We start from the raw sequence: 17,412 nt of genomic DNA on the forward strand, positions 1-17,412 counted from the left end.
ACAAACTCTAACTCAAATTGGAGTTTCTATTTTAATTAAGCCATTACAAGCAATTGCCCCTGGTGTTGGAATAATTTTAGAAGCTGGTTTATCAGTTGCCAATGATTTATTATGAGATTATGTTTTTGATAGCGGCTCTTCAACACAAGATATTGCAATTAGTATTGCATCAAATATTTTACCTTTTGCTAATAAAGTGGGTAAGCATGTTATAGGTAAATATAAAAATAGATTTTATGGCATAGCTTCTCAAATTAATGATTTAGATATGAAAGCACAATTAAAAAAATTGGGAAAAGAAGCATATAAAATAGGAAGAAGCAATGAAATACTAAAGTATTCAAAAAAATTTAGTAATGAAATTGAAAATATTTCTAATGCAAGAAGAGCTTATTTTAAATTTGGGCAAAATATGCCTAAATTAAAAGCTGAAAATTTTAAAACTACTTTATTGCAAAACAAAGAAGAAATAAAAATTTTGAATTCTCGAATAAAGCAATACAAAAAAGTTATATTTACAACAAGACAATTAATTTCGGCAGCAACAAGCCCTGAATATTTAGCTAAAAAAACTTCAGATTTATTAACATCTCCATTTAAAAGAAAAATTAATAAATACATTAATGAAAATTTTAAAAATTTTAAAAAAACTTTAGCTAAAAAATACAAATTTTTTGATAAATATTCAGATGATTATTTAGAAAAAATACCTGTAAAATCTAAAGTAATTAGTCACATAAAATTTATTCCAAATAATAATACTTGAGATTTTTATAATGTAAGCTGTATTGTATATTTTAGAAAAGATGCAACATCTAGTAAAAATAACCCAAATGGTAAACCTCCTATATATTTATCAAATAAATCAATGAGTAAAATTGTAGAGTTCATTAATTCATCTTCCCCTATGGCTCATTATTTAGATAACTTTGCTTGAGGATGGGATGTTGGTAAGTTTTTAAGAGAAAATAAACAATTTATGTTTATTTCAAAAATTCCCGTCTTTGGTAGTTTAGCAAACACTATTATTTGATCTCAAAAAACTGTTTCAAGGCTGATAACATCAATAAAAAATTCTGATTATGAATGAAAAAACAAAAACTTAATAGGTGAGTTTGGTAAAGGTTTAAAAGATAATGCATTAAAAGGTTGAAAAATACCTTATTTATCACCAATAAGTTATGTTGCTAGAGGAGCTTTGACAAATAATCCAAGATATATAACAACAACCGCTTTTAAACAAACTAACAAAGTTTTAAAAACTCATAAATTAAGATCGAAATATTGAAAAAGGAGATAAATGTCTGAATATAAAAAAAATTATTTAGCCAAATTTAATATTACAAAAGAAGAATATATTAATAAATTTGGTGGAGGCCTTTCAAATCAATTTAAAATACCTTATCAAATAAGAAAAATTAATCCCAGCATGTCTGAAGATAATTTTTTTTACTATGTAGCAAAATCTATTTTTGACATTTGTGATAATCTAATCAATCAAAAAGCTTCACTAACTATGCAAGATACATATGAAGAATGGGTTGCTAGAGTAGGTGAACAAAGAGCGCAAAATTTACAAAATGCTGTTTATTATGAAATTAATTATAGATGCTTGAATAATGATTTTCCGGAATTTACAAATAAGTCATTTTTTACACATCAAAATATGGTTTTGAATTCAAACCCTAGAACATATAATTCTCCTCAACAATTTTTAAATGCACAATCATTATCATTTTTAGCTGTTTCTCTTTGAGAAAATTTATCAGTTAATCCCGATACATTAAAACTTAGATTAAAAAAATATTTTATAGAAAATAAAGAAATTTTAAAAGGTGATAAGGGGGATCGTGGAGAACGAGGAATCCAAGGATCTAAAGGGGATAAAGGAGAACGAGGAGAACAAGGTTTAAGGGGAATCCAAGGACCTAAAGGGGATAAAGGAGACAAAGGAGAACCGGGAATCCAAGGGATTAGAGGGGAAAAAGGAGAACAAGGGCAGCAAGGAATTCAAGGACCTAAAGGAGAACGCGGAGAACAAGGGGAAAGAGGAATTCAAGGACCTAAGGGGGATAAGGGGGATCGTGGTCCCGAAGGACCTCCGTTATCTAAAGCGGAAAATATAAAGCATTTAAAAGAAATATTTAATTTAGACTCGCCTTCTAATGAAAATTGCCATATTGTTTATAAGAAAATACCGGATGATGCAATAAATTTAGAAGAAATAAAAAGTACCCAGAGATGAACAAAAAATAATTTAAGGTATTTAACAATAAGAATTGCCCCTTCTCTTTTGAAAAGTTATATTGCTCAATTAAAAAGAGAAAATAATGAAGTTAAAATAGAAGCCTTTGCTCATAAATTAACAACTTTCGCATGAGAAAGAGGGATATCAAATGCTAGAAATAATCATAAAGGTTTTAATCTTCGAAATTTAGATTGAGTTGGTGATGAAAATAGCGATACTTCAACCACTTCTAAACTGCTTACATGATTAACAATTCAAAGACCAACAACAGGAGGTTCTTATAATGATTATTTTGAAGCTTCTAAAACATATATTAAAAATTTTGATTTACCTGATTATGAAAATATAAACGCAGATCTTGTTTGTGCTAATGAAAAAATAATTTTTCAAGGTGGAAATGGCATTACAGAAACATTTGATGGAATACCAGAAGATTTATTTGATATAAATAAATCAGAAGAACTCCAAGAATTTATTAGTTCAAATTTAGAAAAACCCGTTTCTTTAAAAGCTTTTAAACAATTTTTAGATAGTGATATGAGGGGTAGCTTTAAATATGAAATTAATGAAATTAAAAATGATTTATTAAGTTTTACAGAAGAAACATCAAAAGAAATAGATAAATTAAATAATCAAAGTAATTGAACTTTTATTGGGATGTCGCATGATTTCACTTCAGCTAATGATTATGAGCCTGCTAAAATAGAATTTAATTTACCAGAAAATTCAAATTTTAATGAATTTAGAATCATTTTTTTCTCAACGTTATCAGAAAGAAAAATTGTATTTGATAAGGTTGTTCAAATTTCTATATATGATGATATAGAAAAAAAAATTAGTAGTTTTTTAAATGAAAATATTGATTATCAATTTATGTTGTCTTTATCAAAAGAATATCATGAAAGAATTTGATCTTTAAAAGATTTATCTGATAGCTATCGTACATTTGATGCAATCAAAACATTTATTGGGTTAAATAGGAAATATAATCATAAATCATTTACAAAAGCAAATGAATGGTTAAACTCTGATGATTCAACCTTTAACCCAGGAATATATTATGAATTAAAAGAAAACAAAATTAATATTTATAGTGACATATCAATCTCTGCGGAAGCAACTGAAATGAAAAAGAAAGTGTTTTTTTTCATTTTTGTATATGGAAGGAAAGTTTAAATGGATACAGGCACAATTGTAAGTCTTGTATTTAATATATTACTTATTTTAGCAGGCGCAATAACTTTTCTAGTTAAAATAATATTCAAAAATATTAAAAGACCTCATTCAAGAAATTGAAATATTTTAGGAGTTCAAAAAATAGAACAAAAACAGGAAGAAATTGAAACTAAACATAAAATGGATTTAGAGCAAAACAAGGTAATAATGAATACAAACAAAAATATTACTAAATTGTTTATCCAATTAAATAAATTACAAGTAGATCAAAACAATTTAAATAAAGCTTTTTTGATTTATGTTGAAAATAACGGAGCAAAACCGGAAACTAAAAAAATTATTAAGGAGTTATTGTCAAATGAAAAATAAATTATTGAGTATTTTAAAAATTATTTGAAATGCATTAGTTTTATTTTTAATAAAATTAAGCAATAAAAATAATTTTAAAAAGAAAAAATAAAAAATAAAAAGTAGTATTTGTATGAATGGAATACTACTTTTTTATTTGTTATAATTATTTTATGATTGTTGGATTAATAATTTTTGGTATTTTTGTTTTTATAACAACCATTCTATTAAATTTAGATGGATTATGGAATATATATAAAAAAATTTGATTGACACTAAATTACTATATAAAAGAAAAAAATATAATCGATAATGTAATTCAAAATTTATTCGAACTCAATTTAAAAGATAAAGAATTTATATCTAAAGAAGTATCTAAAATAGAAAAATTGCAGTCTTATTCCATTAGAAAATTACCTTTAAAAGAACAAAAAATATTGATGGCAATTTACAGCTTATATAACAACCCTAGTGATATTCATTTTAATAATAATATAAAAATAATAAAAAATTATTATGATGATACATATGAAAATGATAAATTAAAATTTCTTTCAAATAAAGGGGCTGATCTGTATATAAAAAATATTTATTGAAAAATGGAATTCAAATTTTAGTACCATATTTTTATATTATATGCTATAATTTCTTTTGTCAAGGAATAGATTAGGCCTATTTTAATTGATATATTTGTATATATAGGTTAAATATAGAATAGTTCTGTTCTTTTGAATGGAACTATTTTTCTTGATAAAAAAAATAAAAAAACCTCTCAACGAGAGGGCATAAATTAGGCTTATGCATGTTTATTTTATCATATTTTCACCCTTTAAACAAGCATTTATTATGTCCTTAATTTGTTGGAAGTTTTTGTTAAATTTAATTTATACAGGAGAAAATATGGAATTAAATCAATATTTCGATATATTTGAAAGAAATTTTGAGACATTAGTAAACAAAAATTTAAGAAAAAAAGGTTCATTATTAAATATAAAAACTGTTTTAAAATGAGCTAAGAAATTAAATATTCAAACTACTAATATAAACGAAATTATAGAAATTTTTAATCAAGAATTACCAAAACATGATTGTAATAGCAATACAAAAGTTTTATACTATCAAATATTAAATTCGTTTTTAGAATTTTTATCAGATATTAATAAAGAGTATTACAATGATTCATTATTCATTAAACCTCAAAAAGAAAGAAATACAAGGCAAGCTTATTCAGAGCAAGAAATGATTTTCTTAGAGCAGCAATTGGAAGAATTTGGTAATCATAAATTTACTTTAATTTGAAAATTATTAAAACATAACGGAACTAGAGTGTCTGAATTTGCTACTTTAGATTGAAAATTATTAAAAGAAAATAATTATCAATTACAAATCCAATCTCAAAAAGGAGGGAATTTTAGATTTTTTAAAGTTCCTAATGAATTAATAGCTGAAGTTGAAAAATATAATATGGGAATAACTAAAAATACTATACAAAATCATTTTACAGCTTTTAGAAAATTCGTTAATTTAAAACACCCCGAATTTAAAAAACCAATTCATGCACATATGCTAAGACATTTTTTCGCAACTAAAGCAATGTTAAATATTGGTGACATTACTAAAGTTCAATCATTGACAGGACATGTTAATTCAAACACACTTTCAGAAACATATATAAAGTATAACGATACTTTTCAAAGCATTTGATGAGAACAAGCGAATTCTTATACATTAGATAGTTTAGAACTACACCAATTAAAAGATATAATTACAAACCAAAAAAACCAAATTGCATATTTAAAAAGTAAATTAAGAGAAAATAATATAAAATTTGAGAATGATTAATACAAATAATAAATTAAAAATACCGACAAATAATGATTTAAACATAAATATTAAAAAACTTTTATGAGATAACAAACCTAAAAATTTTGAAGAATGAAAATTAATAGCAGAAAAATCTTTTGTTATTAAATTAAAAATATATTTGAAAAAGACAAATCAATTGTCTTTTTTTTCTAATATTTATCAAATTATTTTTTATTATGGTTTTATAAATTTTAGAAAAGAATTAATGCTTAAAAATTTATTAGAAGAAAAAGGATATATAGTTAAAGTTTCAAGCATAGATGTTGATGCAGTATGACAAGTTGATTTAATAGCTAAAAAAGACAACAAAACATTTTATATTCAACTAAAAAGCAATTTAAACTTAAGTGATTCAGATATTAAAAGATTAAAAACTTTTGCAATTAACCAAAATGCAATACCGATATTATCAATTAAATACAAAAATCATTTTGAGCATAAAAATTTATTAAACTTCCAAAAATTTATTTTTTAGTTTATAATTATTTTAATAAAAAACAAATTTACCTATTTGTTTGCATCTTTTATAACCAAAATCATAATAATTAGTACCATATAGTAGTACACTACAAAGTACCCTATATATATATATATATATATAAAGCAAATAGAAAAAGAGGGCTAATTTATATGAATATTTTGAATTTTAATGAATATTATTTTTATTAAAAAATAGGTAAAAAAACATTAAAATTTTAAAAATTAATAAGTTATTATAAATAATTAATTCAAAATGCCAACATTTTTTTTTTTTTTTTTTTGAAAAGAACAATAATATTGGGTTATGAAAAAATATTAAAGCGAATGCTAGGCTAGGTAAAATATTAATTAACATGCACAAAAAAGTAAACTTCAAAAGACTTAAAACCATCCCTAATATTGGGGTGTGTTTATTCTTTTGTAGTTCACTTTTTTTATCTTAGTTTATTTTTTGATTTATTATTAATTTGACATAAAAATGCACCCTTTAGTTGTTTGTCCAACTTTTAAGGTGCACTGCATTTTATACTATAAATAATTTATTCATAAAAAATACTCAAAAATTTCTCAAAAAATTTATTAGTTTCTTCAATTTTTTGAAATGATTTTTTAAAAAATATTTCTGCTTCTTTTGAATTATAAAAATTGCTAATACTCAAAGGGAAAATAAATTTATAAAAGGGTTTTCTAAAATTCCTTTGATCTCAAATTAAAATAGGTCAAATTATATTTTCGGTAAAAATGGTATTTTTTTCAAAAGCTAGTTGTTGTAATTCTAATTCATCATTAAAACGAAATTTATAAGAGAAATCACTTTTAGAAGGATTTGGTTTTTGTTGTAAATGTTTTATACTCAAAAATTTTTCATCTAATTTAAAAAATTTTAAATACGGTAAATCTTTATCTTTTCAAAAATTATAATATAAATAATTTTTTTTAGTTAAAGGGTAATTTTTAGATTCTTTTAAAAAATATAATTTTATTTCACTTATGTCTTTCAATAAATTACCTTTGCCGTCCTCGATGTTGGTTATTAAAGGATTAGAAATATTTATTGTTGGATATTCTAATGAAAGATTTTTCCAATCAATATAACTAGAAGGGTAAACTGAATAATTATTTAAAATAAATGAGTAATCTATTTCTTGCAAATTATTTGTTTCGATGAATTCATTAAATTTTGTTTCGGCATCTAATAATGAATGTCTATCTGGATCATATGTTTCTTTTTCTAAAAAACGATAATTTATAATAGGTCAACCAAAAATTTCTTTAATTGTTGCTTCAATTTTATTAATAAACATTTCTGTTTTTGGAGTTTCCCCATAAATAATTTCACAATAATTTGAATGTTTTAAATAAAATTCAGCTTTACCATCAACTGGTGTGTTTTTAACTAAAATAAACGTTTCTTTAAAACCTTCAAAATTACGTATTTCAAAAAAAGGGTAACTTAAAAATTCTTTTTTTCCAAATTCTAAAAAATCTATTTTTTTAGAATCATATCCAAAATATTTATTTTCTAAAATATAAAGATCATATTCATTGTCAAATCTTTTTGAATCATCATCATACATATAATCTTCAAAAGGGGCTTCAATTGGGTAATCGGTGTTTAAATTTTTGTATGGTGATTCTTCATATATATAATTTTCATGTGGGTTATCATAAAATTTAAATAGATCTAATTTTTCTGAAAAATAAAATTTTTCTGTATCTATATCCAATGGTAAATTATTTCAATTTAAGTAAATATCATTAAAACTCAATTTTCCTAATTTAGTTTTTTTTAATTTATATTTTTCAAGATTATATATTACATCTTCAAATTTTTTTTCACTTATCATTTTATTTTAAATTATCTTTTTCTTTTTTGTAATTAAACTTAGGATCCCCGTACAAAATATGTGTTTTCTTTCTTATTTTATAATCTTTTGAATGCAATTTTTGTCCTTTTTGAATATGAAAATGCTTAAATTGTGTTCAATATCTTCAATTATAACCTTCTTCAACAACAACTCATTCTTCTCCAGGTTTTTTTAATTTTCCACTAGAAACCATTTCATAAAGATTTGTGTTCATTATTTTTGCCGCAGACTCAGCAAGAAGCAATGCATTCTCTCTTTTTTTTGTGTAAACATCATAATATAGCTCTGTATAGTCGCTACCTAAACCTGATAAATTTAATACCTTATCAATCAAACCCAACGGATTAAAAGCTGGATTTAGTTTGTAATTATCAATTCCTTTATAATTAGAAATCGGCGCTGATATGATGATTGCTTTTGCTATAAAGTATGGTATTGGTATATCAAAAAATTTAAAATCTCCTATTTTTTTAAAAAATGTTAAAAAATATTGGTCTTTATTTAAAGCTTCAATTGTTGTTTTAATAGCTAATATTGTTGTTAATTTTTTTGCGTTAGTTAATTTAAATCTTTTAAATTTAATAGTTTTACCATCAACATCTTTAAATTCAAAGTCATTTGGATCTTCAGATGGTGTTGGTGTATGAGTAAATGCAGACCCGCTAGTTGCTTCTTCGATTACTGCAGCAGTTGCAACGGTTGCAACCGTAGCTCCTAATCCAATTCCTAAATAACCTAATAATGTAGGTATGAAGGGCGCTGCTGCTACAGCTAACGGTAAAAAAAGATTTTTTTTCGTTGATGTGGCATGTTCTAATGCCTCACTTAAATAAATAATTGTTTCACCATTTTTATCATTATTTTTTATTTTATAATCATTTTTTTCTACATCTGGTTCGATTGAAAAAAAACCTTCATTTAAAATCTGATTTTTTTTATCTTTTATTCAATAAATAATTTTTTTATCTTCATTATCTATTTTTATATAATGTTTTCTATTATTTTTACTATTTTCCTCAAAATATAAATAGTCACTATTTTCATTTAAATAAAAATTAGAAAAATTATTTTCTATAAATTTAAACAAATCAGGTTCTTTATAATTATTAAAATCAAATTTCCTATAATTTTTTTCATTAAGATCTTTTTTGTTTAAATTAATTTCTACATGACTATTCGGTGAAAAAGATACTAATGATAATGTTGTTGAAATTCCAAAAATAGATAGTATAAACGCTTTTGTCTTTTTTTTAAATTTCATTTTTAAGCTCCTTTATTTTTAATTTTTATTAAAATTATACAAAAATATGATTAAATAAAATTAAAAATTGTTTTTAAAATCTTAAATAATTAAAAGCTTTTAAATTACAAAACACTTTTTAAAAGGTGTTTCAATTACAAACAAAATAAAAATGCAATTTACATATTATTTGTTTTATTTAACTTGTAGTGTGTATTGCAATTCTTGATTTTTTTACATTATTAATTTTTTTTTTTTTTTTTGCTATGCGCCCCAAAAGTTAGATTTATAAATTTTAAGTATTCGAATAATCCCTGAATTCTGCGGGGGTCATTTTATTTAATTTAATTGATATTCTTTCGTGATTATAGTATTTAATACATTTTTAATTGTAGCTTTTAAATATTTAATGTCTTTAAATTCATGTTCATGTCCATACAGCATTTCTCTTTTTAAGATTCTAAAAAAGTTTTTTATAATTCAATTATCTAAACAATTCTTTTTTTTGATATTGATTGAATAATCCCTTTTTCTTCTAAAGCATTTTAATATTTTTTCATTTGATATTGTCAGCCTTTATCTGAATGAAAAATTAATCCTTTTAAATTATTAAATTTATTAAAAGCTTGTTGTAGCATTTTTTTAATTTGCTTAAAGTCGGGAGATTTAGAAATATCATAAGCAATAATTTCACAAGAATGTAAATCCATAATCGGAGAAAGAAATATCTTTTGTTCCTTAAATGAAAATTGTGTTACATCAGTCTCTCGTTTTTGGTTTTTATTTTTATCATCATTTGCTTGAGCAACAAGTAAATGATTTGGAGAAATTTTGCTTATTTGCCCATGATAGGTAATAAGTTTTCTTTTGGTTTTTTTAATTGTAATCAAACCCATTTCTTTCATTAATCTTTGTACTTTTTTAGTATTTATAACCATTTTTCTTTTTAATTCTGTATGAATTCTGCGATATCCGTATCTTTCGAAGTGTTTTGTGAAAATTATAAGGATTTCTTCTTTAACCTCATTATCCTTATCATAACTAAGTTTGGAAGCTCAATAGTAATAAACTGATTTAGAAATTTTAGCAGCCTTTAATAAATTTTTTAACTTATATTTCTTATATAGTTGAATGATAATTTTTACTTTTTGTTTTGCCTTGATTATTCTTTCTTCTTCATCAGTTCACGGAACTTTTTTAAATAAGAAATTTCAGCTTGTAAATATTCAATTTTCTCTTCTTGTTGTTTTTCTTTGGTTGTTTTATTATTTTAATTTTTGTCTTTGTTTTTTAATAAAAAATCTTCGTGATTTGTCATCCTTTGCCTACTTCTTTTTTCAGTTATTAAATTATAACCATTTTCAAGATAAGATCTAACTCAAGCTGAAATCATAGCAGGAGAATTAATATCATATTCTGTAGCAAGATCACTAATTTTCGTGTTTAAGCAAAACTTTATTAATTACTTCTAGTTTGATTTTATTAGAATATTTTTTATTTTTTCAAAAGCTTTTAAACCGTTTTTATTTCCAAGTCTTATTAAGTTATAAATGACTTGTCTATCAACATTGTATTTTTTAGACAAATTTAATACTGATTGGTTTTTAGATTCATTATAAATTTTAATTTTTTGTTCTTTTGTTAGTTTCGGCATAAAAAATGCGCTCCTTAGTTGTTTGGCCAACTTTTAGGGCGCACTACAAAAATACTAAATTTTTAATAAATTATAAAATACAATGAAATTACTTTAAAAAATTTAAAACCTCTTTAAAGGGTATTACAAAATAAAATGAATTTACTGTTTCAATTAAATTTATTTTATGTTTAAAAGAAATTATTCCCATAATTTCTCCTTTTGAATTAAATAGTGGGCCTCCACTATTACCTTCTTCTATTTGCCCATAAACTCTAATAAACTTTTTTTCGTCAAAATAGTTTATTGTAGAAATAATTCCTTCAGATATTGCTAAACCCATATTTAAAGAATTACCTATTGTAAAAACTTTTTCTCCTAAATTATAATTTGAATATTTTTGAAAACCTTCATTAAGCAAATTACTTTCAGAACTAAACAAAGCCAAATCATTTTCAATTGAAAATTTTAGTAAATTCATTTTAAAAAATTCATTTGAATTAAATTTTCTATATCAATATTCAATGACATCTCCATTATCTTTTCTAGGAATTATGTGTGAATTTGAAATTATTTTATTTTTAAAAATTGTTCCTGTTGCATAATTAATGTCTTGATTATTTCTTGTTATTTTTATTTCCACAACGCTTTCAAAATATTTTTCAAAATTTTTATCGCTAGAACTACTACATGAAACAAAAAAAGGCAAAGTTAAAATTGGGAAAAACAAAATAGATGGTAAGAAAAATCGTTTGTACTTAAAATTCATTTGTATAAATTATATAATTTAAATTTAAAATAAATTTAAAAATGTTTTTATATTGTGTATTTTCAAACAAAATTTCCTATTCAGGTTTTCAAACAAAATTTCACATAATTTTGTTAATGAAAAATGAAAAGTTTATATAGGGGGGTAAAATGAATAAATATTTGAATACATTAACAAATTATGAAATTAAAAATTTATTTAGAAAGTTGCAAATTAAAACGATAAAAAACAATAGAAATATAACTAATGCTGCGCAAAGTCTTTTAAAATTTTTTGTAATTTAGAATTAAAACAAATAAAAATTTATTTTTGCTTTTAACAAATTTTTAAAAAGATATGCAAAAATGCCCGATCCATTAGTAAAAAATTTGAAAATAAATTAAACACAAATTTGGAATTTATTCAAAAATAAAAGATATTGATAAAATAAACCTCACAAAAGTAAAATTCAAAAGACTTAAAACCACTCCAAATACTGGGTTAAGCGAAACTTTGTAATTCACTTTTTTATCTTATTTTACATTTAACATTAATAAAAATTTGCATTATTTTAAATATAAAGTAAAAACTTTACATTTTTATAAAGTTAATTTTTACTTATTTTATAATTTTTTTATAAGGGGGGTGAATAATCCAAATATTTAATATTTCTAATTTTAATTTAAGAAATTTTTTAAAAATAAGATTTATTTATACTTAACAAAGGAGTTTTAGTTATGGAAAATAGTAAAATAAAAAAATATTTAATTTCATCTAGTTTATTTTTAGGGGCTAATGCAATATTTGTTTCATCAACTATAAGCTATCCCCTTAATAATAAAGAAGATGTAAATACTTATTCAGATTTATTAAAAGATAAATTAATCAAAAGATCAGAATTTCAAAGTGTTAATTATTCTTTATATCAAAATGGTAAAATTTCGCCAAAAGAAGATAAAAAATATAGAATTAAATTACTTTTAAAATATGAATTAGAAAATAGTGAAAATATTTACCAAGATGTAAGTTTATTTTCTGAAAAAAATAAGTTATTTCTTGATAATATTGTAGCTAATTTAAAAAATGAAGAAAGTGCGCCAAAATACCATTGACAAATTAATTGGACAGGATTTATGGCCAATCTCTTAATGGGCGGTTTAGCTTCAGAAATTTATAATGAGTTTTAGCTGTGACATATGTTAAAAAATAAAAAGAAATTTTTAATTATTTTTTCTATATTTTCTGTAGTTGCAATCCCAATAGTTTTAATACCTTCTTTAATTTTTACAAAAGAAAAAAAAAGGTGAAATGAATCCTAAAAAAGAAAAACCAATTGAGCAAAAAGTTAAAATAAATAAATATGTTGATTTTAATTTTGAAGAAAGTGAAAAATTAGATAAAAAAATAAGCATAATAAAAAACAAATTTGATTTTACACATTTTAAAACTTTTTATGGAAAATTAGATAATTTATTGCAATTTAATGAATTTATTAATAAATTAAAAGAAAGCGTTTTTGCTAAAGGAACATCTAATGAAGAACGCGAAGAAAAAACAAATTTTTTAGATAATTTTTTGAATTTTTATAAAAAAGAGTTCAATGCAGAATTTTTTGAAAAATTTAATTTAATTTATTTATTCAAATCTGTACCAATGCGTTGAGGAAAATATGTATTAGACTCTGTCAATGTCGAAAACAACAATATTTATTTAAATATCGTTAATTACCGAGCTATTTCGTTTGAATTAGAGCATGGTTTTCCGATTACAGCGGCAAAAGCAGCATTCGATGAACCATTATCGTATTTTGTAATTATTCCTAAAATTAATAACACAGAAAGTGTTAATGCAAATTACATTTATAATATAGAAAAATATAAAAAATACAGAGATAAAAATCCAGCTGGAATAATTTTTAAATCAGAAAACCAGGTTATTGAATCAGAATTTATTGAAATGGAATAGTTAAAAGAGTATAAACTAGGACAAAAAAAGTAACACTTTTTTAGTTAGTGTATAATCCTCAGCAGTCCTGAGGAGTTTTTCAATTTAAAACTGATTGAATTTTCTCATCATTATATCAATCAATGTATCCTGTGTATTTTCAAACAAAACTTCCTATTCAGGTTTTTGCACAAAATTTCATATAATTTTGTTAATGAAAAATGAAAAGTTTATATAGGGTTTTTAAATGAATAAATATTTAGATACATTAACAAATTATGAAATTAAAAATTTATTTAGAAAGTTACAAATTAAAACGATAAAAAACAAGAAAAATATAACTAATGCTGCACAAAGTTTTTTAAAATTTTTTGTAATTTAGAATTAAAACAAATAAAAAATTTAGGTTTTGCTTTCAATAAATTTTTAAAAAAAATGTGCAAAACGCCAGATACATTAGTAAAAAATTTGAAAAATAAATTAAACACAAATTTGGGATTTGTGCAAAAATAAAAGATATTGATAAAATAAACCTCACAAAAGTGAAATTCAAAAGACTTAAAACCACCCCAAATACTGGATTAAGCAAAACTTTATAATTTACTTTTTTATCCTATTTTACATTTAACATTAATAAAAATTTGCATTATTTTAAATATAAAGTAAAAATTTTACATTTTTATAAAGTTAATTTTTATTTATTTTATAATTTTTTATAAAGGGGGGGATAAATAATCGAAATATTTAATATTTCTAATTTTAATTTAAGAAATTTTTTAAAAAGAAGATTTATTTATACTTAACAAAGGAGTTTTAGTTATGAAAAATAGTAAAATGAAAAAATATTTAATTTCATCTAGTTTATTTTTAGGGGTTGCTGGAATATTTATTTCATCAACTATGAGCTATTCCCTTAACAATAAAGAAGATGTAAATACTTATTCAGATTTATTAAAAGATAAATTAATTAAAAGATCAGAATTTCAAAGTGTTAATTATTCTTTAGATCAAAATAGTAAAATTTCGCCAAAAGAAGATAAAACTTATAGAATTAAATTACTTTTAAAATATGAATTAGAAAATAGTGAAAATATTTACCAGGATGTAAGTTTATTTTCTGAAAAAAATAAGTTATTTCTTGATAATATTGTAGCTAATTTAAAAAATGTAAAAAGTTATAGTTTTAGTAGGTTGAGTCCTTTTGTTTGAATTAATTTTCATGATGAAGAATTTAAAAAAGAAAATTTAGAAATTATTGCTAATTATGATTTTGTTTTTAAAGTTTTTTCGTATGAAAAAAATAATGAAACATCAGCCAATTATTATTCATATAGAAGAGTTGATAGACAATCATTAGATAAATTTAGTTCTGACAAATTTTTAGATCAACTTAAACAAATAAATTTTACAAAACAAAGAGAAAAAGAAGATTTAACAATTAATAGTTCAAATTATAAAGATTCCATTGGTAAAATTGGTATTTTAGAGGTTATTGAAAAAAAGAATCCTTTTGGTAACGGTCTAGTTAATCCATTCTTAGAATATTTTGATAATAAATCAGTTATTTTACATGAAAGTAAGCCTGGGTGAGATTTTCATGGTAGTTTAGTTGCTGCTATTGCCGGAGGGAAAACTGGTGTAGATAGATTTGCTAAATTATATTCAGCTGGACATCAAACAGATGAAGAATGACAACAAAGACTTGAATGAATGGTTATAGAAAATGGTATTAGGGTAATTAATCATAGTTATGGTTCTAACCATGATTTGAATCAAGTTGAATATAATGAACAATCTTATTTTATTGATTATTTGGCTAGAAAATATGGTGTAGTTAATGTTTTTGCTTCAGGTAATGGTCATGATGAACCTGATAAAAAAAACGAATGAATTGATGGAACACAATTATCATTTAATTCTGTAGTAGTTGGCTCTTCATCCAAAGGGAATGATTCATATGTTCCATCTGTATTTTCCAATAGGCTAAAATTTGAAAAATATTTGAATTTACCTAAGCCGCTTGTTGTAGCTCCTGGTGAAAAATATAATTTTTTATCTATTTCAGGTATTGAAGGAACAAGTTTTGCAGCACCTATAGTAAGCGGAGCTATAAGTGTTTTGCTAAGAGAAAAGCCGCATCTAAATAATGATGATAATAGAGTTCCATCTATTAAAGCGATTTTGGCAGCTTCTGGAAATGACGATAATTTTGATTTAAAAGAAAATAAACAAATAAATCCAAATGGACTTGAAAATGCAATTGGAACAGGAGTTATAGATTTTGAAAAAATGAAAGAAGCGGCTAATAATTTAGTTAATTTAAGTATTAAAAAATCTAATAATCAATCCGAAATAGTTTATGAATCACCAATAATAAAATTGTCAAAAAAAGAAAAAATTCAAATTGCTTCATCATGATTATTTAATGCAGGAATTTTAAAAAATGAAGAAAGTGTGCCAAAATATCATTGACAAGTTAATTGACTAGGATTTATGGGCGGACCCTTAATAGGAGGTATAGCTTCAGGAATTTATAATGGTGTTTATTGATCTCAAATTGAAAAATGAAAAGAAGAATGATCAAAAACACACCTTGATTCATTTTTATTAAAAAAAGATGAAACATTTTCAAGACAAGAGTCTAAATTTTTTTCAGATTATGATTTATATTTAGAAAAAAAAGATTCTAGCGGTAAATGAAACCCAGTTAAATATATTAATGTTGTTGCATCTAATGTAGAATTTATTAGATATATTTCTGATTCAGGCGGAGAATATAGGATTGTAATTAAAAAATATAAGGATTCAATTTTTGATAATTCTATTGATGATGTTTTAGCTGTGACATATGTTAAAAAATAAAAAGAAATTTTTAATTATTTTTTCTATATTTTCTGTAGTTGCAATCCCAATAGTTTTAATACCTTCTTTACTTTTTACAAAAGAAAAAAAAAGTGAAATGAATCCTAAAAAAGAAAAACCAATTGAGCAAAAAGTTAAAATAAATAAATATGTTGATTTTAATTTTGAAGAAAGTGAAAAATTAGATAAAAAAATAAGCATAATAAAAAACAAATTTGATTTTACACGTTTTAAAACTTTTTATGGAAAATTAGATAATTTATTGCAATTTAATGAATTTATTAATAAATTAAAAGAAAGCGTTTTTGCTAAAGGAACATCTAATGAAGAACGCGAAGAAAAAACAAATTTTTTAGATAATTTTTTGAATTTTTATAAAAAAGAGTTCAATGCAGAATTTTTTGAAAAATTTGATTTAATTTATTTATTCGAATCTGTACCAATGCGTTGAGGAAAATATGTATTAGACTCTGTCAATGTCGAAAACAACAATATTTATTTAAATATCGTTAATTACCGAGCTATTTCGTTTGAATTAGAGCATGGTTTTCCGATTACAGCGGCAAAAGCAGCATTCGATGAACCATTATCGTATTTTGTAATTATTCCTAAAATTAATAACACAGAAAGTGTTAATGCAAATTACATTTATAATATAGAAAAATATAAAAAATACAGAGATAAAAATCCAGCTGGAATAATTTTTAAATCAGAAAACCAGGTTATTGAATCAGGATTTATTGAAATGGAATAATTAAAAGAGTAGGCTATTTTGACCTACTCTTTGTTTTTTAATAAAAATATTAAGATTGAAATACAATGCAGTTTGCCACAAAATTTGTAAAAATAAATTTGAGGGCTTAAATAATTTTTAAAGAAATCAATAAAAACTCATTTAAATATGTAAATTTAAAGCTTTTAACTTTTGGGAGTTAATGCATTTTTTGCTAAATTTAATACAGATTGTCTTTTAGATTCTTTATAAATTTGATTTTTTTG

At 23.0% G+C, this 17,412-nt stretch carries 19 protein-coding genes and 1 pseudogene; 12 read left to right on the forward strand and 8 right to left on the reverse strand.

Annotated elements, in window-relative coordinates:
* The 6 genes from ACW95P_RS03180 to ACW95P_RS03205 form a co-directional block, all read left to right on the forward strand.
* The coding region (locus ACW95P_RS03180) for a hypothetical protein (RefSeq protein ID WP_457961788.1) at nucleotides 1-1,300 on the forward strand (1,300 nt) is incomplete at its 5' end.
* Nucleotides 1,301-3,424 (forward strand): collagen-like domain-containing protein, encoded by a 2,124-nt coding sequence (locus ACW95P_RS03185; RefSeq protein WP_457961789.1) that lies wholly within the window; start codon nucleotides 1,301-1,303, stop codon nucleotides 3,422-3,424.
* A complete protein-coding gene (locus ACW95P_RS03190; RefSeq protein WP_457961790.1) occupies nucleotides 3,425-3,793 on the forward strand; it encodes a hypothetical protein in 369 nt (122 codons plus the stop codon).
* 152 nt (nucleotides 3,794-3,945) lie between these two features.
* Complete coding sequence (locus tag ACW95P_RS03195) at nucleotides 3,946-4,389, forward strand: hypothetical protein (protein ID WP_457961791.1); 444 nt, start codon at nucleotides 3,946-3,948, stop codon at nucleotides 4,387-4,389.
* A gap of 283 nt (nucleotides 4,390-4,672) precedes the next feature.
* Nucleotides 4,673-5,614 (forward strand): tyrosine-type recombinase/integrase, encoded by a 942-nt coding sequence (locus ACW95P_RS03200; protein ID WP_457961792.1) that lies wholly within the window; start codon nucleotides 4,673-4,675, stop codon nucleotides 5,612-5,614.
* On the forward strand, nucleotides 5,607-6,113 hold the full coding sequence (locus ACW95P_RS03205) for a PDDEXK family nuclease (RefSeq protein ID WP_457961793.1): 507 nt from the start codon (nucleotides 5,607-5,609) through the stop codon (nucleotides 6,111-6,113). Before ACW95P_RS03200 ends, ACW95P_RS03205 begins: the two co-directional genes overlap by 8 nt.
* A 544-nt stretch (nucleotides 6,114-6,657) precedes the next feature.
* Here the strand turns inward: ACW95P_RS03205 and ACW95P_RS03210 are convergent.
* The 8 genes and pseudogenes from ACW95P_RS03210 to ACW95P_RS03245 all read right to left on the reverse strand — a co-directional run bounded on the left by ACW95P_RS03210 (nucleotide 6,658) and on the right by ACW95P_RS03245 (nucleotide 11,628).
* Nucleotides 6,658-7,965, reverse strand: a complete 1,308-nt coding sequence (locus tag ACW95P_RS03210; RefSeq protein WP_457961794.1) for a hypothetical protein — start codon at nucleotides 7,963-7,965, stop codon at nucleotides 6,658-6,660.
* A gap of 1 nt (nucleotide 7,966) precedes the next feature.
* Entirely contained in the window at nucleotides 7,967-9,247 is a 1,281-nt protein-coding gene (locus ACW95P_RS03215; RefSeq protein WP_457961795.1) for a hypothetical protein, read from the reverse strand.
* Between the two features lie 274 nt (nucleotides 9,248-9,521).
* Nucleotides 9,522-9,605: an IS3 family transposase gene (locus ACW95P_RS03220; RefSeq protein WP_457961816.1), complete on the reverse strand. Its 84-nt coding sequence runs from the start codon at nucleotides 9,603-9,605 to the stop codon at nucleotides 9,522-9,524.
* Nucleotides 9,606-9,619: 14 nt separating this feature from the next.
* A pseudogene (locus tag ACW95P_RS03225) lies at nucleotides 9,620-9,799 on the reverse strand (hypothetical protein); the annotation flags it as partial.
* On the reverse strand, nucleotides 9,772-10,452 hold the full coding sequence (locus ACW95P_RS03230; protein WP_457961817.1) for an IS3 family transposase: 681 nt from the start codon (nucleotides 10,450-10,452) through the stop codon (nucleotides 9,772-9,774). The gene ACW95P_RS03230 and the pseudogene ACW95P_RS03225, both read right to left, overlap by 28 nt.
* 44 nt (nucleotides 10,453-10,496) lie before the next feature.
* Nucleotides 10,497-10,619 (reverse strand): hypothetical protein, encoded by a 123-nt coding sequence (locus ACW95P_RS03235; RefSeq protein ID WP_457961796.1) that lies wholly within the window; start codon nucleotides 10,617-10,619, stop codon nucleotides 10,497-10,499.
* Between the two features lie 75 nt (nucleotides 10,620-10,694).
* On the reverse strand, nucleotides 10,695-10,880 hold the full coding sequence (locus tag ACW95P_RS03240) for a hypothetical protein (protein ID WP_457961797.1): 186 nt from the start codon (nucleotides 10,878-10,880) through the stop codon (nucleotides 10,695-10,697).
* 88 nt (nucleotides 10,881-10,968) lie between these two features.
* Nucleotides 10,969-11,628 (reverse strand): S1 family peptidase, encoded by a 660-nt coding sequence (locus ACW95P_RS03245; RefSeq protein ID WP_457961798.1) that lies wholly within the window; start codon nucleotides 11,626-11,628, stop codon nucleotides 10,969-10,971.
* A 149-nt stretch (nucleotides 11,629-11,777) separates the two neighbouring features.
* Between ACW95P_RS03245 and ACW95P_RS03250 the strand changes: the two genes are divergently transcribed.
* The 6 genes from ACW95P_RS03250 to ACW95P_RS03275 all read left to right on the forward strand — a co-directional run bounded on the left by ACW95P_RS03250 (nucleotide 11,778) and on the right by ACW95P_RS03275 (nucleotide 17,167).
* Nucleotides 11,778-11,912 carry a hypothetical protein gene (locus ACW95P_RS03250; protein WP_457961799.1) on the forward strand — a complete coding sequence of 45 codons (135 nt, stop codon included), beginning with the start codon at nucleotides 11,778-11,780 and terminating at the stop codon, nucleotides 11,910-11,912.
* Between the two features lie 432 nt (nucleotides 11,913-12,344).
* Nucleotides 12,345-12,794, forward strand: a complete 450-nt coding sequence (locus ACW95P_RS03255; RefSeq protein WP_457961800.1) for a hypothetical protein — start codon at nucleotides 12,345-12,347, stop codon at nucleotides 12,792-12,794.
* Between the two features lie 121 nt (nucleotides 12,795-12,915).
* Nucleotides 12,916-13,572, forward strand: coding sequence for a hypothetical protein (locus ACW95P_RS03260; RefSeq protein WP_457961801.1), 657 nt, complete (start codon nucleotides 12,916-12,918; stop codon nucleotides 13,570-13,572).
* Nucleotides 13,573-13,798: 226 nt separating this feature from the next.
* The gene (locus ACW95P_RS03265) at nucleotides 13,799-13,933 is read left to right on the forward strand and encodes a hypothetical protein (protein ID WP_457961802.1); all 135 of its coding nucleotides are present in this window, start codon (nucleotides 13,799-13,801) and stop codon (nucleotides 13,931-13,933) included.
* Nucleotides 13,934-14,370: 437 nt separating this feature from the next.
* Complete coding sequence (locus ACW95P_RS03270) at nucleotides 14,371-16,413, forward strand: S8 family serine peptidase (RefSeq protein ID WP_457961803.1); 2,043 nt, start codon at nucleotides 14,371-14,373, stop codon at nucleotides 16,411-16,413.
* Nucleotides 16,400-17,167 (forward strand): hypothetical protein, encoded by a 768-nt coding sequence (locus ACW95P_RS03275; protein WP_457961804.1) that lies wholly within the window; start codon nucleotides 16,400-16,402, stop codon nucleotides 17,165-17,167. The genes ACW95P_RS03270 and ACW95P_RS03275 overlap by 14 nt, the downstream gene beginning before the upstream one ends.
* The last annotated feature ends 245 nt before the right edge of the window (nucleotides 17,168-17,412 follow it).

It is taken from the genome of Mycoplasma pogonae (genome assembly GCF_054170725.1).